Genomic DNA, 21,498 nt, shown 5'->3' with positions numbered 1-21,498 from the left:
CCTGCATAGCTGCACAACGGAAAAGAGAGAGGCAAAAACCGTAAGGACAGCCAGCGGTTTTAGCAGTCGGAGCAGTAAAAACATAGGCTTATTGTTGATCAACCAGCGATAACCAACAAACTACGGGGCAACTACTTAGAATGAACTTAACCTAATCTTAGAAAAACATTAGATTACCGCGCCGGCCATTCCCTTGTTTGGCCATCTACCATTCAGTAAACTATCGGTCTGGCCCTAAACTTTACCCTTCTGATTTAGTAGATTATTCAAATACTATTGATTATGTCTGCTTTGCCTTCCGCTCTGATCAATGAACTTTCGTTTCTGCGCCATATCCTTGATTCGACTCAGCTAGGGGTTGCCATTTTTGAGCCTATAACTGACGAGCAGGGGCAGGTAATCGATTTTAACTTCGTGTATGTCAACAACCGGATACGGGAAATGTATGGGGGCGCCTTACCGGCCGATTTGCCCCGGCCGGTTTCCTACCTCCAGCTTTTCCCCAGCGCCAAATCAAGGGGATTGTATGACGAATACCTGAAGGTGCTGCATACCGGCCAACCCTACCAACGATCAGAGCTGGCCTATGCCTGGGACGGGATTGACGGCTGGTTCGACCTGGTAGTGAGCCGGTACGAAAACAGACTGGTGCTTATCACGTCTGATGTTACCTCGGTCAAACAGATGCAGCTCGTGCTGAAGCATCAGACCAGTGAGCTGGTCACCCTTAATCAGGAGTTGATGCGCTCGAACCAGGAGTTGCTCGAATTCTCGTACGTAGCGAGTCACGATCTACAGGAGCCACTCCGAAAAATTCAGCAGTTCGGCGACATGATGATCGATATCTATGCCGCGCAACTCGGGAACCACGGAACCGACCTGCTCAATCGAATGAAAAACGCGTCGGTCCGCATGTCGGCGCTGATCAACGACCTGCTCGACTATTCGCGATTGACCCGACAGCCCGATACCTTCCGGAAAAACAATCTGAACGACATTATTGACACCGTGCTGACCGCCCTTGAAGTTGTCATCGGCGAGACTAACGCCCGGATTGAGGTTGCCCCCATGGCCGAAGTAAAATGCGACGCAAGCCAGCTCAACCAGCTCTTTCAGAATCTGCTGACCAACGCCATCAAATTTACCCGCCCCGGCGAATCCCCCCACGTTATCATACATAGCCGAACGGTTCAGGCCCACGAGCTACCCGTCGAGTTTACTCCCATCAGCGCCCGACCGACCTACCATCTGATCGAGGTTCAGGACAACGGCATCGGCTTTGATCAGGCCTACGCGGATCAAATTTTCGGTGCCTTTCAACGGCTGCATAACCGCACCGAATACCCCGGAACCGGCATAGGGCTGGCCATTGCCAAGAAGGTGGTTCTGAACCACGGCGGATTTATAAAGGCAACTGGTAATCCGGGGCAGGGCGCTGTCTTTAGCATTTATTTACCGATCTAGCTGGTTTAGCGAACGAAATTCGTACCCTTGTTCATCGGTAAAGCCCAGGGCAGGCCCGATTTGCTTACCCTGGCTTTGTGTGTATACATCTAAACCCATCGTGCCATGAAAGTAGTCGCTCAGATTTTCGTTGGACTGGTTGCCGTTGAACACCTGTACATTCTCTGGCTGGAAATGTTTGCCTGGACAACCCGGGGTCGTAAAACCTTCCGGTCATTCCCGCCCGAACTGTTCGAGCCGACGAAATCGCTGGCGGCCAATCAGGGGTTGTACAACGGTTTTCTGGCGGCCGGGCTGGTTTGGTCGTTGCTGATTCAGGACCCGGTCTGGCAGGTTCATGTCGCCTGCTTTTTTCTGGGATGCGTGATTGTTGCCGGTGTGTTTGGGGCCGTAACTGCCCAGCGCTCTATTTTCTTCATCCAGGCGGTACCGGCCCTGATCGCGCTGGTATGTACGCTCCTCAGCCGGGGATAGGTCAGCAGCGATAACTATCAGGTCATGAAATAAGCCAGTCAGGGTCTTTGATATCAAAGGCCCCGCCTGGCTTTATAAACTAGATTGGCTTTGGCTTATCAGGCAACCGAAGGCATTTCTGCTGGTTCGGGCCTGGCCTCACCTGCCTGCTTGGTTTCGGCGATTTTGATGGGGCTACCGAACACGTAGAACAGCTTCTGGCGCAGACCACGGGCTTTCTTCACATCGCGGGCCATGTCGGCAAACTCGTGAAAGTTGATGTGAAACGGGTTACCTTTCTGTTCAATATTGGTCGTGATGCCATAAATCGGCCGCTCTTCTTCGGGTTGATAGGTGCCGAACAACCGATCCCAGAAGATAAAGGTGGCGCCGTAGTTCTTGTCAATGTATTTGGGTTGCGAACCGTGGTGGACCCGGTGGTTCGAGGGCGTCGCGAAAACATACTCGACCCAGCGGGGCAGTTTACCAATATATTCCGTATGCACCCAGAACTGAAACAGAACGGCAATCTGGTTGGTGGTGAAGAAGATAACCGGGTGGAACCCGATCAGCGCCACCGGCAGGAAGAAAATAATTTTCAGATGCTGCACCCAGCTTAGCCGGAACGAAACGCTCAGGTTATAATGCTCACCGGAGTGGTGTACCACATGGGTCGCCCACCAGAACCGCTGCTCGTGCGAGATGCGGTGCGCCCAGTAGCTGAAGAAGTCAAAAATCACGTAACACGGAAGCAGTGTCCACCAGGCCAGCTCCATGCGCCAGGGAAGGGCATTGTAGATCCAGACGATGGCATACAGTAGCGCGAGTTTGGTGGCTGCTCCTACGGCCAGCGCCCCCAGCCCTACCAGCACCGAACCGACCGTTTCTTTGCGTTCGTAAAACGGCTTTTCTTCCACATAGGCCGCTATCATCTCGATTGCGGTAAACAGGATCATAAAGGGAACAGCCCATAGGATGAGGTTGGGAGCCGACTGCTCGACGGGACCAAGCTGGTCTAATGAAATGGGGGGAGCACCGAAAAAAGAAGTGTTCATAGCGGAGTACTAACAGGTTGCTGATAAAAAACGTAGTCAACTGGCTGTCCTTGTCTACGTCACGACGAAAGGCGTTCTGCAGGATCTGCATCTTCACAACGCTGGGTTGACTTTTCTAAACCAGGGACGACTCACTCAGGCCGTCAGGTTTGGCCCAAAAGAACCGGAATTTGCTTAGAAACTACTTAGCGGCTGCTTAGAATCTGATTAGCCTGACAACGATTCGCTAGACTAAAGTAGGCGTTCTAGCTTAAAATTCAACCCTTTTTTGCTCGTTTTGCTCAAACCGGGGTCAATTCCGGGCGGGTTGGCTTCCTGTCCCGAGTCAGGAGTTCATAGGTCAGCCGCCCCCAGATGGCGATGCAGAAGACGCCTTTGAAGACATAAGGCTCAACGAGTGACTGGCGCAGGCCGGCCGGAAAAACATCGGTCGGCGAGAGTGACGTAAAGACAAAAGCCAGCAGAACGAGCACCCGGTCCATAGCGGTAGCTGTCCTGGTAAAGTACCAGATGGCCACCCCCCCCATGGCAATAATAAAGGTCGGCGACTCGGCCTTGTGGTTGAAGATAACCACCCAGATCAGCACCGAAGCCAGCAGCAGCAGCCGGTAGCCGTAGTCGGCATAGAGCGACAAGCGGACTAGCGGAACCAATAATAACATCGCCCCGAGCCCAACGACGAGCAGTTTGGGAGGTTCCGCTGAAAACCAGGTCGATAACCAGCCCATGACCGAATAACCCAGCGAGCTTGAATGGTCGGCCTGTAACATGACCCACCAGTTCTGATACTGGGCCAGCAGTTGCGGGCCCGTTATGACCACCAGGGGCAGAAGTAGTAAAATCAGGGTCCAGACCAGGGTATACGCCATGGCTACCGGTTTGCGGGGATATAGCAGGAACAGCATAAACGCTACAACCCCAAAGATTTTTATAAAAACACTGCCCAGCATCAACAGGGTGGCCCAGATCAGCCGCCCCCGCTCCAGGAAAATAAAACTCCAGATCAGCATACCCAGAATCAACCCGTTGCTTTGCGAATTCTGAATGGAGGTCAGCAGCTCGATCAGGACAAACCACCTCAGTTTAACGGTTGTTTCCCGGGACAATCGGGGTAGATGTTTTATGCCGAAAAAAAGGACCAGCGTGTTGAGCGCATTCCAGAGAAAGAGACCCAGCCAGTTGGGCAGCCACGCCAGCGGGGCCATGAGCAGCGCAAACGTAGGTGAGTACTTATACAGATCCCACTGTTCGGCCAGGTAGTAAGTGTACAGGTTTTGATTGGCGAGCAGGTGGAAGAACGAATTCTTGAAAATTACATAGTTGTTGTAATGCGTATACAACTGTTCACTACCGGCAACAGACGTGGGCGTCAACAGATACTGCTGGATACTGGCGAGCAGGGTGATCAGGCCATATACAGTGAGCAGTACCGGTTCTCTGCCAAAAAACAGGATGACTTTTTGATAACGTGAGCGATTCATGCAGGCTGTATCGGTGACTGGCGCCAAAACTACAACAGTTGCCTCTGTATACTAAATAGATTTTTATGGATTATAAATCATCCCCCGTTTTTTTCGCTGGGAAACACCCCTCAGCCTGTATTAACAAATCTTGAAGTCAGTCTTAGTCCGCCATCGACTAGCTAGTTTTGTGCAATTAACCAGTCAACGATGCTATCATTTACCAAACAACTTGCCCTTGGCTTTCTGGGCTGCGCAGCCGTTATCGGATGCCGCACACCTAAAGCGGAAACCAATAACCGGGCCGACCAGGCGCCCATTTCAACGATCGCGTTCGGGTCGTGCAGTGATCAGAAGCGCCCCCAGCCCCTGTGGGATGATATCGTGGCCCAAAAGCCGAATGTGTGGATTTGGCTGGGTGACAACGTGTACGGGGATACCGAAAACATGGATACCCTGAAAGCGAAGTACGATCGTCAGAAAGCCAACCCCGTTTACCAGCAGCTACGTCAGTCGGCTTCGATCATCGGCGTATGGGACGATCATGATTACGGGGTGAATGACGGTGGTAAAGAGTACCCGCGTCGGAAGGAGAGCCAGCAGCTAATGCTCGACTTTCTGGATGTACCGGCCAGCGATCCGCTTCGCAAGCAGGAAGGGGCCTACTCAGCCCACGTCTATGGCCCGGCCGGAAAACGGGTAAAGGTCATCCTCCTCGACGGCCGCTACTTCCGCGACCCGCTCAAGAAAGAAGGCAAGCTGAACGTACCGGATCCTTCGGGCGATCTGCTGGGCGAGGCTCAGTGGACATGGCTGGAGAAACAGCTCACGAACTCTGATGCGGATGTTCATCTGATTGGCTGCGGGATTCAGTTCCTGCCCGAAGAACACCCTTACGAGAAATGGGGCAATTTTCCCGTTGCCCGCCAGCGCTTTCTGGACCTGCTGGCCAAAACAAAGCCGAAGGGCGCACTGTTGCTTAGTGGTGACCGGCATATTGCCGAAGTGTCGCGCGTTCGGGTTCCCGGCCTCGGCTACGACCTCTTCGACATTACCAGCAGTGGTCTGACCCACGTGTCGAAACCGCATGAAGAACCAAACCGCCACCGCGTGGGTGAGATGGTTGCCAAACTGAACTACGGTTTGATCACCATCAACTGGGAAGCTAAACCGCTGACGGCTACCGTCCGGATCAACGGCGATGGCCAGGCCACTCACCTTACCCAGACGGTTAGCTTCTGAACGGTCTGAACGGGTCGGCGTTGCATTTGTCACACGTTAACCCCTACAGGCGTGCCCATTCTCTGGAAATATCTGTATCCATACCGCTGGCTGGCCGTTCTGGCGCTGGGCCTGGCGGGCGTTGCGCAGGCGCTGGCCCTGATCGACCCGATCATCTTCGGTAAACTGATCGACGAGTATGCCACCAATCCGGGGCAGAAAACTGAGTCGGAGAAAATACGCGGTGTTTTACAACTGCTGGGTCTGGCCGTTGGGGTAGCCATTCTGGCTAATGTCATGAAAGCCCTGCAGGAGTACGTCACGCGGCTGGTGGTGCAGAAATTCGGTACGGATATCTTCAACGATGGACTGAAACAAACCCTTCGGCTGTCGTATCAGGAGTTTGGCGACCAGAGCAGCGGGGCCACACTGGCCATTCTGCAAAAGGTCCGTACCGACACCGAGAAATTCATTAACTCGTTTATCAACGTACTTTTTGCGTCGGTAGTGGGTATGGGCTTTTTGATCTGGTACGCCGTCACGAAACACTGGGCGCTGGTTCCTGTGTTTCTGATCGGGGTGTTGTTGCTGGGCGGGCTCACGGGCCTGCTCAGCCGACAGATCAAAACGACCCAGCGCTCCATCAACCGCGAAACGGCGCTCCTGTCAGGCGTCATAACCGAGTCGCTCCGGAACATCGAGCTGGTTAAGAGTCTGGGCCTTACCTTTTCGGAGATTCGGCGGTTGACGGGCCAGACCCGTAAAATTTTCGAGCTGGAGATGTTCAAAGTCCGGCGGGTGCGGCTGCTGTCGTTTTGGCAAAGCAGTACGCTCAGCATCCTGAAACAATCGGTATTGTTCACCCTGCTGTGGTTGATTTTTCGGGACATTTTGAGCACCGGCGAGCTGATCTCGATGCAGTTCATCTCGGTCGCCATCTTCACCCCGCTGCAGGAACTCGGTAATATCATTCTGGCCTACCGCGAAGCCGAAGCCGGGCTGAACAGTTTCGCATCGCTGATGGATAAACCCATCGAGCGCAATCCCGAATCACCGATCGAGGTGGGTCCGATCGAGCGGTTGCGGTTCACTGACGTGATATTTCGGCATAAAGGAGCCAGCCAGAACGCTATTGACGGCGTATCGTTCGATGCTGCGCTGGGCGATACCATTGCCTTCGTCGGCCCCTCTGGCTCGGGTAAATCAACGATGGTTAAACTGCTGGTGGGCCTGTACAGACCCGTAGGCGGTGAAATCTATTACAACGACATCTCAACGAAAGACCTCCGGTTCAACCCGATGCGTCGGCAGATTGGTTTCGTCACGCAGGATACGCACCTCTTTTCGGGTACCATTCGGGAGAACCTGCTCTTCGTCAAACCCGACGCTTCGGAAGCCGAGATGCTCGAAGCCCTCGACAAAGCCGCCTGTAACCACCTCCTGGCCCGCTCCGCAAAAGGCCTCGATACGCCCATCGGCGAAGGGGGACTGAAAATGTCGGGGGGCGAAAAACAACGCCTGTCCATTGCCCGGGCGCTGGTTCGAAACCCACGGCTGTTGATTTTCGACGAGGCCACATCGGCGCTGGATTCGCTCACCGAAGATGAAATTACCGCTACGGTTCGGGCAGTGTCGGCGCTGCATGAACAGATCACTATCCTGATTGCCCACCGGCTCTCCACCATCCTGCACGCCAACACCATTTTCGTGCTCGAAAAAGGAAAGATCGTGGAAACAGGGAGTCATGCCGACCTGGTCGAGCGCAAGGGCCTGTACTACGCCATGTGGCGCCAGCAGATCGGCGAACGGAAGGTCATTGACCCGGCCACGGTAGAACCCGACTAACCCCTCTCCTACCCCAGGGCGGCTCACGCAAACCGGTCGGGTCGGAACGGGTCGAGCTTAACCCCGGTGCTGGTTCCGGCAATGGTTTCGGCAACGAGCTTCCCGGTAGCGGGCCCGAGACTCAGCCCCATCATGCCATGACCGGTGGCCAGGGTTACGTTATCGAAACGACCTGTACGACCAATGTACGGCAAACCGTCGGGCGAGCAGGGCCGCAACCCTTTCCAGACTTTATCTACGGTTGGCATTTGCACCGGAATGTCCGGATAGTACTGGCTGATGGATTCGTAAATACCCCGCACCCGATTCATGTTGATGGTCTGATCGGTGCCGGCCACCTCCAGCGTACCCGCAAACCGCAGGCTGTTCCCCATGGGCGTGGCCGTGGCCCTTGCCTCCAGCATGATGGCCGGAATCTGCACGTTACTGGCCAGATTTGGTACCATGAAACTGTAGCCCTTTCCTCCCTGCAGGGGGAGGAAAAACCCGAGTAGCCGGGCAAGCTCCGGCGACCAGGCCCCGCCCGCTACAACCACTTCATCGACCGGATAGTCACCGTGTTTAGTATGGACACTGCTCAGCCGACGGTTGTCGGTTTTGAAACCCGTAACGGACGCTTCTTCCACAAACTGAACCTCATAAATCCGCAGCCAGCTGATCAGCGAGCTAATCAGTTCTGCCGGGTTGAGGTGCGCATCGCCGGGGTAATACACCGCCCCCCGAACGTCGACCCGGACCTGCGGTTCAAGGGCCTGCACCTGCGCGCCGGTCAATACCTGGGCTTCAATACCCACCCGGTTGGCTACCCGGGCCTCCTCGCCCATTTCATGTTCGGCAGATGCGGTTTTGTAGAGCATGAAAAGCCCCCGCTCCTGCCAGCCAAAACTCAGCTCGTCCGTAGCGGCCAGTTCCTGATACAGTTGCTTGCTGAGCAGGCTGATATCGCGCAGCGCGGGTATGGCCCGCTCTACGTGCTCGTCTGTGGCGTGCCGGTAAAACAGCCAGCCCCAGCGCACCAGATCGGCGTTGAGCCGGGGCTTTACGTAAAACGGACTGGTCGACCGAAGCATCCAGCGAAGTCCTTTGGCGATCATACCCGGCTGCGCCAGCGGAATAATATGGCTGGGTACAATCATACCGGCATTGCCGAATGAACACCCATCGGTAATCCGGTTCTGGTCGAAGATCGTCACCCGGTAGCCAGCCTGTCGCAGGTAATAGGCCGAGCACAGGCCCGCAATACCGCCACCAATGATTCCGACATGGAGGCCTTTGTTCTGGATCATAAAACCTGGAAGCCAAACCGGTAGGGATCAGCCTCGTTTACGATAATATGGTTGTAACCGTGGATAACCGCCCACCCTTCAATACTAGGCACGATGGCAGGCTTACCGCCCAGCTCGGTTTCGGCCTCGATCCGCCCGTTGAATATAGAGCCGATGATACTTTCGTGGACGAAGGTTTCGCCCGGTTTGAGCCGACCCTGGGCGTACCATTGAGCCAGTCGGGCCGAAGTGCCGGTGCCGCAGGGCGATCGGTCAATGGCTTTGTCGCCGTAGAAAACAGCGTTTCGGGCTGTAGAGGTCTGTTGTAACGGCGCGCCCGTCCAGAGGATATGGCTTAGTCCGTTGATCGTCGGGTTTTCGGGATGAACGAAGGTGTACCGCTCATTCAGCCGCTGACGCATGACGCGGGCCCAGGCAATGAGTTGTTCGGCCTTGTAATGCTCCAGCCCGGGGAACGACGGTTGCGGATCGACGATGGCATAGAAATTACCGCCGTAGGCCACATCGACCGTCAGCTCTCCCAGATCGGGACACTCGACCGTCAGTTTCTCGGCGGCCAGATACGACTTCACGTTGGTGATCTTTACTGACCTTACCCGCCCCCCTTCCTGCTTGTATTCGGCACGAACGAGACCCGCCGGCACTTCCAGCAACAGAACCCCCGGCGTTTTCGGTGTGATGAGTCCCTGCTCGATGGCTACTGTAACGGTACCGATGGTGCCATGCCCACACATGGGTAAACAGCCTGAGGTTTCGATGAACAACACGCCAGCATCATGAGCCGGGTTGGTTGGCGGGTAGAGAATACTTCCCGACATCATATCGTGCCCGCGTGGTTCGAACATCAGCGCTTTGCGAATCCAGTCGTACTCGCGCAGAAAGTGCTGCCGCTTCTCGCTCATCGACTCACCGATCAACGCAGGAATGCTGCCTCCCGTAACCACCCGTACCGGATTACCACAGGTATGCGCGTCGATGCAGAAAAAATGAAAGTCTGGCATATGGAATAGGTATTATCGAGCAGCCGTTAACTCCGGCCGACAGGCAAGCTGCGTTTGAATCAGCGACCAAACCTGTTCGCGCTCTGCCGCATCGAGGGTGAGACGGGGGGCGCGAACGTGTTCAGACCCGATGCCGGTTGCGGTGGCCGCCAGTTTGATATACTGAACCAGCTTCGGATGAATGTCCAGCTCGAGCAGGGGCATGAACCACCGGTAAATGTCGCGGGCTTCATCAAACTGGCCAGCTTTCGTCAACTCATAGATGGCCACCGTCTCCGCTGGAAACGCATCGACCAGTCCAGCCACCCAGCCGTCGGCGCCCAGTACGAGGGCTTCGAAAGCCAGCGTATCCACCCCGCCCAGAATCCTGAATCGATCGCCGAATGCATTGCGCATCCGGGTGATGTTCGTCAGATCGCGGGTCGATTCTTTAACGGCCTGTATGTTCGGTAACTCAGCCAGCTCCCTGAACATAGCCACAGTGGTCATAATCTTGTAATCATACGGATTGTTGTAGATCATGATCGGCAGTGAAGTTGCCTCCGCCACGGTCTTAAAGAACACCACGGTCTCGCGCGGGTCGGCATAGTACCGCATGGGGGGTAAGACCATCAGCCCATCGGCGCCATGCGCTTCGGCCTCCCGGGCGCAGGCTACCGCTTCGCGCGTGGCCTGCTCGGCAATATTCATCAACACCGGTACACGGCCGTTACTGACCGACTGCGCCGTTTGCAGCAGGGTTATCTTTTCCGGCCGGGTCAGTGTACTGGCTTCGCCAAGGGACCCTCCCAGTATCAGGCCATGTACACCAGCCTCAAGCTGAGCATGAAGATTGGTCTCAAACAGCGGCAGATCGAGCTGATCGTCGGCCGTAAACGGAGTGAGCAGGGCGGGATATACGCCCTCCCATTGAACAGGTTGTGCCATATGAGCTATCCGGTTGAAAAAGGTACAGACAAATGTCCGGCAGATCCGCTTCTGCTAGATATGGCGAATTAGCGAATACTAATACATTTTTCACTCATTTTAAGTATTTATACGGCTTGTGTATGCTTTACTGTATCATGAAACCTTTACTGTTTCGTGTTCCAACGGTCGACTCCCGTTCGTTTCGGGTACAGGTCGATGATGGACCGCACCTGTATAACCGACTTCATTTTCATCCCGAGTATCAGCTTACCCTGATCCGCGAGGGGGTTGGTACTCTGGTTGCCGGCGACCGGATTGACCGGTTTCAGCCTTTCGATGTGCTGTTGCTCGGAGCTAACCTCCCGCACGTGTTTAGAAATGATCCTGCTTACTTCGAAGCCGGATCTGCCCAGCGGGCGTTGTCGTACTCCGTGTTTCTCCGGTACAATCCGGCCGATGGGCCATTGTTTGGCCTGCCCGAACTGGAACACCTGACCCACCTGCTGCGGGATTCGATCTATGGCGTCCGTATTCGGGCCACCCAGCCGAACGCCCTGACCAGCCAGCTTGAAGAGTTGCACCGGCTTCGTCCGTTCGAGCAGCTGACCTGTTTGTTTTCGGTGCTCGACCAGCTGGCCGCCCATCCGAACCGCGAAATGCTGTCGGCCACGGCCTATGAAAAACCACGCCGACCCGATGACCACCAGCGGCTCGATAATGTGTTCTCTTTCATCATGAACCGGTATGCCCAGCCCATTACCCTCGAGGATGTAGCAGCAGAAGCCAGTTTGACCCCCGGTGCCTTCTGCCGGTTTTTTCGACTGCACACCCGAAAAACATTTTCCCGCCTGCTGAACGAAGTGCGGATCAAACACGCCTGCCGCATGTTGCAGGAAACACCCGACAGCATAAGCCAGATCGCGCTGGCCTGCGGCTACGGTAACCTGTCTAATTTCAACCGGCAGTTTAAAGCCATTACAGGTTTGACCCCAGGTCATTATCTTCGCGCCGTCGATCAGACTCCTCTCCCGGGCAATACGGACCTCAAAAATCGGGTTAAGAACGTATCAGACCCGGTAAACGCTTATTAAGCCGCTCATTTCTCCGGGTTCTCACAAGCCCGTGAACGTACCTGACACTGTGGTTTCCAGCTTTCGCATCCGCCTGCTCCGTCCCCTCGATCTGGGACTATGTTTCCTGCTTATTTTCCTGGCCCTCCGGCCGGCTCCCGGCTACGCCCAGCACTATGCGTTTACCCACGACGATACCCTTCGGGGCACCATCACCCCCGAACGGGCCTGGTGGGACCTGGCCCACTATCATCTTCGGGTGCGGTTACACCCCGAAGACAGCACCCTGAGCGGTAGCAATACGGTTCGGTACCGGGTTCTGAAACCCGGCCAGGTTATGCAGATTGATTTGCAGCGACCCGTGCAGATCGAAAAGGTAGAGCAGGATGGTCAGTCTCTCCCGTTTCGGCGGGACGGTGATGCCTATTTTATTCAGCTGAAAAAACCCCAGCGCGTTGGCCGGACCGAATCGATCACGGTCTTCTACGGCGGCAAACCACGCGTAGCGCGCAAACCACCCTGGGACGGCGGCATGGTTTATTCGCGGGATAAAAAAGGGCAGCTGTTCATCGCTACGGCCTGCCAGGGACTAGGGGCCAGCGCCTGGTGGCCCTGTAAAGACCATATGTATGACGAGCCCGATTCCATGCAGATAGCGGTAACGGTTCCTGAGCAGCTGACCGACGTATCGAACGGGCGGCTGCGTAGTGTGGTAAAGAACAGTGACGGAACCCGCACGTTTACCTGGGCCGTCGTTAACCCGATCAACAACTACGGGGTAAACCTGAACGTCGGCAACTACGTACACTGGTCTGATACACTCCGGGGCGAAAAAGGCCCGCTGACCATCGATTATTACGCGCTGGCCGAAACCGCCGACTCAGCCCGGCAGCAGTTTAAACAGGTAAAGCCCATGCTGCGGGCCTTCGAGCACTGGTTCGGGCCGTATCCGTTTTACGAAGATGGCTACAAACTGGTTGAGGCCCCCTATCTGGGCATGGAACACCAGAGTTCGGTAACCTACGGAAACGGCTTCAAAAACGGGTACCGCGGCCGGGATCTGTCAGGAACCGGCTGGGGGTTGCTCTGGGATTTTATCATCATCCACGAATCAGGTCATGAATGGTTCGCCAACAATATTACCTACAAAGACGTGGCTGACATGTGGGTACACGAGAGCTTTACCAACTACGCCGAAAACCTGTACGTCGAGTATTATCACGGTAAAAACGCGGGGGCTACCTACGTCATTGGCTGTCGGAAACTGATTCGCAATGACCGGCCCATTGTCGGTATCTACGGGGTAAACCACGCCGGTTCGGGGGATATGTATTACAAAGGGGGCAACATGCTCCACACGATCCGGCAGCTGGTAAACGACGATGTCAAATGGCGTCGGGCCTTGCGCGGACTCAACAAGACGTTTTACCACAAAACCGTGGAGGGCAGGCAGGTCGAAGCCGAGCTGAGCCGGCTAACCGGGCTTAAATTACAGAAGGTATTTGACCAGTACCTGCGCGACACCCGGATACCGACCCTTGCCTACCGGTTCACTGGCAACACGCTGGAGTATCGCTGGACAAACTGCGTTGACGGTTTCGACATGCCGGTAAACGTATGCCTCGGCGAATCGGGGCCGACCCAGCTCCTGCGGCCAACCACCCGCTGGCAACGGATACCGGTCAGGGACAAAACCCTCACGGCCGACCCAAATTTTTACGTGCTTACCCAGCTTGTAACCGAAACCGCCCCCAGCGCTCAGACCAATTAGCCGTGAACGCCGGGGGCGATTAGCTCACCACCTTTGGGTTCACTACTCCATGGCCATATCGACATGGGCCGGGGCCTCAATTTTCTAACCGACAAACAGCAGCAACCCGCAGACCAGGAAGAAACCGCCAATAACCAGAAACGCAGCGGCATACCAGAGCCCAGGATAAAATTGAATAGCAAACCGACGGCAAACCGGAGACCTCCCGCACTACTGGGTCTTTCGAAACCAGCTGATCGGTTGGCCGGGTTGAAGTCGGCCATTTTTTCGTTCAGTCCACCGCCGTCAACCTACCCGGATACACTTCAGATACCCGACGGTGTACGATGGTACTACTGCACCGACGGGTCGAAGAGCGCCAGTCTCTGACCGAAGTGGTTAAACATGTAGACACCAGTCCGGTGCAGGGTGGCGATCAGCTCGTGCTAGCAATTTTGATGTTGTTTGTCCATGGGGTCACCCGCTAGCCAGTTGCCGGGATGGCCCGTTCCTGCTTATTTGCGGCTATTGTTTCTTAACCCGGCTAGTTTGTATGATCAGAAAGGACGATCGATTACTCAGGGTGGGCCTACTTGGGTGTGGGCCAATTGCTCAGTTTGCCCATTTCGAAGCCTGCCAGAAAGCTCGCAATGCCGAACTCTACGCGCTCTGCGACGCGGCCGACGACCTGCTCGATCGGATGGCCACCATCTGGCAACCCCGCCGGGCTTACCGCGACTATGACGCCATGCTGGCCGACCCGGCCGTTGAAGCGATTCTGATTGCGACGGCCGATGCCTTTCATTTGCCGATGGCCCTGCGGGCGGTCGAAGCCGGTAAACACGTGCTGGTTGAAAAACCGATGGGAACCTCGCTCACCGACTGTCTGCGGCTTCAGGAACTGACCAGGCAGCAGCAGGTACACGTCCAGGTGGGTCACATGAAACGCTTCGATCCGGGTATTGCCTACGCACGGCGGTTCATCCGGGACGAGATTGGCGAGCTTATGTTTTTTAACGGCTGGTACAGCGATAACACCCATCGATATACAGTTACCGACAATGTGCAGCCATTGCCTGTTTTATCCGCCAGGGCACTAAAACCCGGTCACGACGAAAAAGCCGACAAAGTACGCTATTACCTCCTGGCTCATGGTAGCCACCTGCTCGATACCGCCCGGTTTCTGGCGGGGCCAATCGGGTCGATCCGGGCGCGGCTGGTGCAAAAATCCGGCGCCTATCACTGGACGCTGCAAACCGAATTTACGAACGGCGCCGTTGGGCATCTGGACCTGACCATCGGCTACCGGGGCGACTGGCATGAAGGCTTTTCAGCAGCCGGTCAGTGGGGCAGCGTTCAGGCAAAAACCTACAACCCCTGGTATTTCAGAGGCAGCGATGTCAGCTGCTTTTCCGAGCGCGATGCCATGTACCATCAGGTTCTGGGTGCCGATGCCCATTTTTATCGTTTACAACTCGAAGGACTCGCCGATACCATTCTGAATGGGTTGCCGCAGCAGGGTACCACCGTGGCCGAGGGGCTGGATAACGTTCGCGCTATGCTGGCAGTGCAGCAGGCGGTTGCTACGGGCCAGCTGGTTTATCTGGACAACCTACAGGAAGGGGAGCTATGATGGAGGTAGGCATCTTCGCCAAAACGTTTGCCGGGCCCCTGCCCGACGTGCTACGGACCGTCGAGGACCACGGGCTGAGCCGCATTCAGTTTAATTTTTCCTGCGCGGGACTGCCGTCCATGCCCGATGCTGTCGATGCGTCTGCCCGCTTTTTCATCCAGCAGGCGCTGGCTCAGTCGCCGGTAACGCTCGAAGCCGTTTCGGGTACGTTCAACATGATCCACCCCGATCGGTCGGTGCGGGTTAACGGCTTGCGTCAGTTGTGGGTTATTGCCGCCCAGTGCTCATGGCTCGGTACCAATCTGCTTACACTCTGTACCGGAACCCGGCACCAGACCGATATGTGGACAGCCCATCCGGACAATGATCGGCCGGACGCCTGGTACGATCTGCGCCAATCGCTGGACAAGGCGCTGGAGCTGGCCGAGCACTATGATCTTTACCTGGGTATTGAGCCAGAGACCGCCAACGTTATCAATACCGTCGAAAAAGCCGCTCAGTTGCTGAAGGAGGTTCGTTCACCCCGGCTGCGAATCATTTTTGACCCGGCAAATCTTTTTGAACACGAGCCCCTTGCGGTTGTTCGTCAACGGATTGCCCGTGGTCTCGATCAGCTGGGTGACGCCATCCGGTCAGTCCATGCCAAAGATCGGGATGCATCGGGGCAGGTTGTGGCGGCCGGTACAGGTCGGCTCCCTTACAATGACTTTATTCAGGGGTTACGGGCCATCGACTACCGGGGCAATCTAATCCTGCACGGCTTATCCGCGGCCGAAGTAAGTACCAGCGTTGCCTTTATCCGGGAACTCCTACACCAGACCTAGCGCTTGTTGCAAACGAAATGACCTATCCCCTACTTCCCTACACAAACCTTGGCCAGGGGCAGCCGCTGGTACTGCTGCATGGCCTGGGGGGTAACCGGCAACAATGGCCATCGCTACTGCAGCCAATTCCCGGTTATCAACTTCTTGTCCCTGATCTGCCGGGGCATGGCGACGCCCGCTGGTTACCAACCACACCCTGCTCCTTCGATTCATTTGCTCAGGCGGTGGCCGATTGGCTGGATCAACTGACTCAGGAAGGTCAGATAACGGGCCCTGTTGTGTTGGGCGGCCTATCGATGGGAGCCGGCATCGCCATTCGATACGCGCTGAACCGTCCGGATCAGATTCGGAGCCTGGTGCTGCTGCGGCCCGCCTGGGTAGACCAGCCCCTGCCTTCGCCACTGATGATCCTGTATCGACTCGGGAAACGGCTGGAATCCGGTCATGACACCCTCGCGACCCGAGCGTGGTTGCTGCAGGATGAGCCATTTCTTACCCTTCAGGCCAAAAACCCGGCCTGTGCAGATTCAATAATGGGTCAGTTGAACCGACCCGACCCACCACTGACTGCCCGCACACTGGTAGAAATCGTCAATAGCGCGCCCATACAGGATTGGGCGGAGGTGTCGCGGCTCGCTCTGCCTACGCTGGTTATGGGTTCTCCGGATGACCCGCTTCACCCCGTGGCTATGGCCACGACCTGGGCGAACGCACTACCGAATGCCTCGTTTCGGGAGATTGCCTCCCGGTATACGGAGCCTGACCAGCATACCGCCGATGTGAACCGATGCATGATCGAGTTCCTGACCGTCGGAAACGGGGGGAACTAAAACCGGATCATTCGGCCGGATCGGTCACCACGACCGGGCCTGCGTTGCGCCGATCCAATCGGTTCATGGCGGGGGTAGACAAGATGCCGTGCAGAAAAACCGAGAGCAGGATTGTCCATCCCGTCAGCGCCCATATCCGCTCCGGCTGGTCGAAAGATACCTGCTGGAGCGCGAATGCGATATAAAACAAAGAACCGATACCCCGAATCCCGAAACTGGCTATGATCCATCGTTTCAGGCCAGTAGCCCCGGTGTTGCCCAGGGTCAGCCAGCCACCGAGCGGACGGATAATCAGTACGAGACCCGCGCCCAGGAGCGCATCCCGCCAGGTCAACGAATCCAGCAACCCTTCGGCTATGGTTCCTCCGAACAGCAACAGCAAAACCGCAATCAGCAGCCGCTCAATCTGATCGGAGAACGCGTGCATGTAGGTGTGGTACTCGTGGGTTCGTTCGTGGCTCCGGATAGTGATGGCCGCCACAAAAACGGCCAGAAATCCGTAGCCATGCACCAGTTCCGTAAGGCCATAGCTGATCAGCGTCACGGCCAGGGCCACAAAGCCGTAGGCCGTTGTTTTGATGCTGATCCGCTGAGGTAATCCGAAGATCAGGTAAGACAGCAGCCGGCCCGAAAGCCACCCGCCCAACACCCCCACGCCGACCCGAAGCCCAATATCGTACAGTGCCCACTCGGTAATCATTGCCGAGGATAGCGACCCCGCCTTAGCAATCGCAATGGCCAGAAAAACAAACGGAAACGCCATGCCGTCATTCAAACCGGCCTCGGCCGTCAGCGCAAACCGCACCGAATCTTCTTTCCCTTCGTTCGGGTCACCCACCTGAATGTCGCCCGCCAGTACCGGATCCGTGGGAGCCAGTCCACCCGCCAGCAGAATCGCAGAAGCCAATGGCCACCCGGCCCAGTCGGCCGCGATCCAGGCGAATACGATAATCGTTACCACCATCGTAAGCCAGACCAGCCGGATTGGTAAACGCCAGCCGCGCCAGCTGAACCGCCGATCTATTTTCAGGCCCGTACCCGTCAGTGCTACGATGACGCAGAGTTCCGTTAGCCGGGTCGTCAGCTCAGGATGCAGCATGGGCGATGGATCGGGCAGCGGCAACGGAAGCTTATACAACAGCCAGCCCGCCACTACAAACAAAATCGGGTACGACAGCGGATAATCTTTTAACAGGGATGGTAACCAGGCTACCGCCAATATGGCGACAGCCAGGATTACCAGCCATAAATCATAGTTGTATGAAAGCATTATTCGCTCGGAGAAAATGTGTCGATGCAGCCACTAATGCAGGGGCCGCCCCTTAACCATTCCGCCTTTGGTATCATCAACCCCATGATTGACAATGAACGCATTGGCATCAATACGCTCAATTCTGTCTTTCAGGCGGGTCAACTCCAGGCGGGTTACTATTACATAAAGAATATTGGTGTCATTTTGTTGAAGTCCCCGCTTGCCGTACCCTTTTTCGCCCTTGAAAACGGTAATGCCCCGCCCCAGCTCCTGGGTAACCATTTCGCGGATCACCTCATGATAATCCGATATGATGATCACGGCCGTGTATTCCTCGATACCGTGGATCAGAAAGTCGACGGTTTTGGAAGCAGCCAGGTAGGTCAGCATGGCATAAAGCGCCGTTTCTACGGTCAGCAGCATGGCCGCGGCTCCAAATACCAGCACGTTGATGACCATGATAACATCGCCAACGGTCAGCGACGACCGGCGACTTATCCAGATGGCGAGAACCTCCGTGCCATCCAGCACCCCCCCACCCCGAATGGCCAATCCGATGCCGGCTCCGAGGAAAAAACCGCCAAAAACCGATATCAGCAGCTTATCCGTGGTTACGACGGGATACGGAACCACCACCAGGCAAAGAGCCAGCAGGCCGATGGCGATAACGGTTCGTATGGCAAACCCGGTCGAAATCTGCCGATAGCCCATCCAGATGAACGGCAGGTTGACCAGGACCACCAGCAACGCCAGCTCCACACCCGTCGTTATTTCGAGGAGCAGCGAGATGCCCATGGCCCCGCCATCGATGAAATCGTTTGGTAACAGAAATCCCTTCAGGCCCATACCGGCACAAAGCACACCGGCGCACAGCAGGGCCAGATCTTTAAGCCGTTGAACATGAGATTGTGAAGAATCTATAGAAGCAGTTTGAGTAATCATATGAAGAAAATCAATTAGTATGGATCAATGGATACAGATCGGGGAATGAGCGCACGAGCCGGGCTCACCCCATCAAAACAGGATACGGGAAACATGCGGGGAACTGATGCAGCCTCCCTTTGACGAGAAATGGGGGTATGCACACGCCTATCCCACACAATTGGCGGTGGGGTATTCTACCGGAGGTGTCGGGTCAGCTATGCCCCTGATGGGCCTGACGAACCGAACCTTTTCAGGTCTACGGATTGATGCACGTGGTCCAGGAAGCCGATACCGTTTGCGGTGATACCTACCCAGACAACCGGTAATGAAGAAGACCCCGGCGGATCAGGGCGCGTTAATCGCAATCTGGTGTTCAAAAATCGGTCTGAGGAAGCCGAACCAGAAATACGAATCACCCGACTGACCGAGCAGCTCAATACAGAGTGTACGACAGAAAGCCGAGAATAGGCTGGGCAGGAAAACGACGGATGGCAGAAACGAAAAACCGGCCCTGGGGCTCACAACCGCAATCCGGTGGTCGTGGTAGGCCGAGGAAGAATAATCGGAATCAGTATCCCAGTTTTCGGACGAAGCGGTAGTCAAAAAGGCCTGTTCGCTGACAGCCGGCAAGTCAGCAGCCCGAACAGGCAACAACAGCAACAGCCAGGCTGCCAGGAGGCCACCTATCCATTTTACTGATTGCTGTATGTCTAGTCCGCTTTTTCCCATGCTTCAGGTAAAGAAAGTATTTTTTTCAGGAAGAGCCATTAAATTAGTAGGCAAACTCGCAACTTATTATCGTACAACCGACTGCTGCTCTCCTTCTGGGTGAATAGCCCTCTGGCCGTTCGCCCGGGCGACGTTGGTAAGGCCGGGTCGATCTGCTCTGTAGTTCCGGTGTATTTCATCCGTCCCGATCCGACCGAATAATTTCCTGCCCGTACATTCGCTAACGTTTCCGTCCCCTTGCCGCCTTCGACCAGCCAGTTTTTGTAAATTAGGCCTATATTTCAGCGTTCATTCGTTGTTTACCTTTATCATCGCTCCTATGGCCACTCCTGTTGGCAAAAAGTTTGACACAGTCGCTCCCCCACTCTACCGTGATCTTTTCGAGTTTATCGATGTCATGGGTATCAAGCAAAGCAGAGTGATCGAAGCGTTTGGTGTTGGCCGTTCCAACTGGTACAAGCTGAAGCAGCAGCACCTGAACGGCATCTCGCTGGAACATATGCACAACTTCGCTACCTATTTCGGGCTTCCCCCCGAAAAGGTGATGTCGCTCTGTTATATGACCTATGTTCGCGGTTTAACGGTTCAACAGGCCGTTGACGCTCCAACTGAGCAATCCGCTGTTGACCACAGCCGTACCGAAGTGGACTCTGATTTCCCACCCATCAACTAGGGTATTTTTCTATTCAGGGCCAGAAAACGAACACAACGCGTCCCTCTCCCTCATTTTTTAAGCTAATTCTTCTAAAAATAGTTTGGTTTGTCTTAAAATTAAGACATAAGATATACTTTTGCCCTAATTATAAGACAATTCTAAACTCTACACATTACCATGATCACTCACGAACAGGCTGTTCAGTTTCTGCGCAGAAACCCGGCGCTGTCAGCTTCTGTATTAGAAAAGGAAGCCGGATTGCCGGCCAGCACGCTGCTGAAAGCCGTGGCTGGCGATCGGGTTTTGAACGTAAAACACCTCGGCGCCCTGTTCCCGGTCCTGATTCGATATGGGTATCAGAACCAGCCTAAAGCCAGAGTCATTTCGGTAGTCAATCACAAAGGGGGGGTTGGTAAAACGACGACGACGCTGAACCTGGGCAGGGCCCTGTCGCGGATGAACTACCGCGTGTTGCTGATCGACATGGATTCGCAGGGCAACCTGTCTCAGGCGCTGGGGGTCGACGAACCCGAAAAACAGGTTAAACACGCCCTGCTCGACAATGAACCCTTACCCATTCTCAACATCGGCGAACGGTACGATCTGTCGCCGAGCGATCTGGAGCTGGCCTATGCCGATCTCGAGCTGGTACAGGTAGTCGGGGGCGTCAATCAGCTTCGGAACGCGATCTCTCCCCTCCGATCGGAGTACGATTACATTCTCATCGACTGTCCGCCGGCGCTCAACATTTTTACCAACTCGGCCCTGGTTGCGTCACAGTCGTGTCTGGTAACGCTCCAGCCCGAGGTGTCGGCGCTGAAAGGCATAAACAGCCTGATTGACCGCATCACCCAGGTCCGCGACCGCATCAACCACGAACTGACGGTGGAAGGTATCGTACTGACCATGGTTGACCGACGGCTGAAGCTGCACCGCGACATGATTGAGTACGTCCATACCAACCTGAGTAACTTCCGGATATTCAAGACTGAAATCCGGCTGAATGTATCGTTGAAAGAGTCGCAGGTAGCGCAACGTGATGTGTTCACCTACGCTAAAGAATCACACGGCGCTCAGGATTATTTAAAATTGGCCCACGAATTCACTCAGCCAGCTCCTCAACTGCTTACCGCCTAA

Annotated in this window: 19 protein-coding genes; 11 read left to right on the top strand and 8 right to left on the bottom strand. The window is 55.3% G+C overall.

Translation table 11 applies throughout. The features are described 5' to 3' along the window. Positions 1 to 282: 282 nt before the first annotated feature. A complete protein-coding gene (locus EQG79_RS26415; protein ID WP_129605477.1) occupies positions 283 to 1,464 on the top strand; it encodes a sensor histidine kinase in 1,182 nt (393 codons plus the stop codon). Positions 1,465 to 1,569: 105 nt separating this feature from the next. After that, on the top strand, positions 1,570 to 1,938 hold the full coding sequence (locus EQG79_RS26410; RefSeq protein WP_077922895.1) for a DUF1304 domain-containing protein: 369 nt from the start codon (positions 1,570 to 1,572) through the stop codon (positions 1,936 to 1,938). Positions 1,939 to 2,036: 98 nt separating this feature from the next. Here EQG79_RS26410 and EQG79_RS26405 read toward each other — a convergent pair whose 3' ends face one another. Beyond that, positions 2,037 to 2,972 (bottom strand): sterol desaturase family protein, encoded by a 936-nt coding sequence (locus EQG79_RS26405; RefSeq protein ID WP_077922894.1) that lies wholly within the window; start codon positions 2,970 to 2,972, stop codon positions 2,037 to 2,039. 281 nt (positions 2,973 to 3,253) lie between these two features. Then, positions 3,254 to 4,453, bottom strand: coding sequence for a glycosyltransferase family 87 protein (locus tag EQG79_RS26400; RefSeq protein WP_129605474.1), 1,200 nt, complete (start codon positions 4,451 to 4,453; stop codon positions 3,254 to 3,256). 189 nt (positions 4,454 to 4,642) lie between these two features. Here EQG79_RS26400 and EQG79_RS26395 point away from each other — a divergent pair, with 189 nt between their 5' ends. Both EQG79_RS26395 and EQG79_RS26390 read left to right on the top strand, forming a co-directional pair. After that, a complete protein-coding gene (locus EQG79_RS26395; RefSeq protein ID WP_129605472.1) occupies positions 4,643 to 5,674 on the top strand; it encodes an alkaline phosphatase D family protein in 1,032 nt (343 codons plus the stop codon). 51 nt (positions 5,675 to 5,725) lie between these two features. Continuing rightward, positions 5,726 to 7,498, top strand: coding sequence for an ABC transporter ATP-binding protein (locus EQG79_RS26390; RefSeq protein WP_129605470.1), 1,773 nt, complete (start codon positions 5,726 to 5,728; stop codon positions 7,496 to 7,498). 23 nt (positions 7,499 to 7,521) lie between these two features. On the opposite strand, the gene EQG79_RS26385 is transcribed toward EQG79_RS26390, so the two are convergent. The 3 genes from EQG79_RS26385 to EQG79_RS26375 are packed head-to-tail and all read right to left on the bottom strand — an operon-like array spanning position 7,522 to position 10,712. After that, positions 7,522 to 8,784: an NAD(P)/FAD-dependent oxidoreductase gene (locus EQG79_RS26385; protein WP_129605468.1), complete on the bottom strand. Its 1,263-nt coding sequence runs from the start codon at positions 8,782 to 8,784 to the stop codon at positions 7,522 to 7,524. Beyond that, on the bottom strand, positions 8,781 to 9,785 hold the full coding sequence (locus EQG79_RS26380; protein ID WP_129605466.1) for a 4-hydroxyproline epimerase: 1,005 nt from the start codon (positions 9,783 to 9,785) through the stop codon (positions 8,781 to 8,783). The genes EQG79_RS26385 and EQG79_RS26380 overlap by 4 nt, the downstream gene beginning before the upstream one ends. A gap of 12 nt (positions 9,786 to 9,797) precedes the next feature. Continuing rightward, complete coding sequence (locus EQG79_RS26375; RefSeq protein WP_129605464.1) at positions 9,798 to 10,712, bottom strand: dihydrodipicolinate synthase family protein; 915 nt, start codon at positions 10,710 to 10,712, stop codon at positions 9,798 to 9,800. 137 nt (positions 10,713 to 10,849) lie between these two features. Between EQG79_RS26375 and EQG79_RS26370 the strand changes: the two genes are divergently transcribed. The 5 genes from EQG79_RS26370 to EQG79_RS26350 all read left to right on the top strand — a co-directional run bounded on the left by EQG79_RS26370 (position 10,850) and on the right by EQG79_RS26350 (position 16,801). Continuing rightward, complete coding sequence (locus tag EQG79_RS26370; protein WP_129605462.1) at positions 10,850 to 11,785, top strand: AraC family transcriptional regulator; 936 nt, start codon at positions 10,850 to 10,852, stop codon at positions 11,783 to 11,785. A 118-nt stretch (positions 11,786 to 11,903) separates the two neighbouring features. After that, positions 11,904 to 13,535: a M1 family metallopeptidase gene (locus EQG79_RS26365; RefSeq protein WP_394343326.1), complete on the top strand. Its 1,632-nt coding sequence runs from the start codon at positions 11,904 to 11,906 to the stop codon at positions 13,533 to 13,535. 532 nt (positions 13,536 to 14,067) lie between these two features. Beyond that, the gene (locus EQG79_RS26360; RefSeq protein WP_077922886.1) at positions 14,068 to 15,147 is read left to right on the top strand and encodes a Gfo/Idh/MocA family protein; all 1,080 of its coding nucleotides are present in this window, start codon (positions 14,068 to 14,070) and stop codon (positions 15,145 to 15,147) included. Beyond that, entirely contained in the window at positions 15,144 to 15,971 is an 828-nt protein-coding gene (locus tag EQG79_RS26355; protein WP_077922885.1) for a sugar phosphate isomerase/epimerase family protein, read from the top strand. Before EQG79_RS26360 ends, EQG79_RS26355 begins: the two co-directional genes overlap by 4 nt. A 17-nt stretch (positions 15,972 to 15,988) precedes the next feature. After that, positions 15,989 to 16,801 (top strand): alpha/beta fold hydrolase, encoded by an 813-nt coding sequence (locus EQG79_RS26350; RefSeq protein WP_077922884.1) that lies wholly within the window; start codon positions 15,989 to 15,991, stop codon positions 16,799 to 16,801. A 7-nt stretch (positions 16,802 to 16,808) separates the two neighbouring features. On the opposite strand, the gene EQG79_RS26345 is transcribed toward EQG79_RS26350, so the two are convergent. From EQG79_RS26345 to EQG79_RS26335, 3 genes are all read right to left on the bottom strand, one after another. Next, positions 16,809 to 18,071 carry a cation:proton antiporter gene (locus EQG79_RS26345; RefSeq protein ID WP_077922883.1) on the bottom strand — a complete coding sequence of 421 codons (1,263 nt, stop codon included), beginning with the start codon at positions 18,069 to 18,071 and terminating at the stop codon, positions 16,809 to 16,811. Positions 18,072 to 18,104: 33 nt separating this feature from the next. Further along, positions 18,105 to 18,995, bottom strand: coding sequence for a YitT family protein (locus tag EQG79_RS26340; protein ID WP_077922882.1), 891 nt, complete (start codon positions 18,993 to 18,995; stop codon positions 18,105 to 18,107). A gap of 327 nt (positions 18,996 to 19,322) precedes the next feature. Continuing rightward, a complete protein-coding gene (locus EQG79_RS26335) occupies positions 19,323 to 19,706 on the bottom strand; it encodes a hypothetical protein (RefSeq protein ID WP_077922881.1) in 384 nt (127 codons plus the stop codon). Positions 19,707 to 20,025: 319 nt separating this feature from the next. Between EQG79_RS26335 and EQG79_RS26330 the strand changes: the two genes are divergently transcribed. Together EQG79_RS26330 and EQG79_RS26325 are read left to right on the top strand one after the other, a co-directional pair. Next, on the top strand, positions 20,026 to 20,379 hold the full coding sequence (locus tag EQG79_RS26330) for a helix-turn-helix domain-containing protein (RefSeq protein ID WP_129605460.1): 354 nt from the start codon (positions 20,026 to 20,028) through the stop codon (positions 20,377 to 20,379). Between the two features lie 159 nt (positions 20,380 to 20,538). Further along, complete coding sequence (locus tag EQG79_RS26325) at positions 20,539 to 21,498, top strand: ParA family protein (RefSeq protein ID WP_077922879.1); 960 nt, start codon at positions 20,539 to 20,541, stop codon at positions 21,496 to 21,498.

Origin of the sequence: Spirosoma sordidisoli, from assembly GCF_004138325.1 — a bacterium.
Classification (GTDB): domain Bacteria; phylum Bacteroidota; class Bacteroidia; order Cytophagales; family Spirosomataceae; genus Spirosoma; species Spirosoma sordidisoli.
The sequence above is the reverse complement of the archived record's forward strand: the minus strand, read 5'-3'. Positions and strand labels throughout refer to the sequence as shown.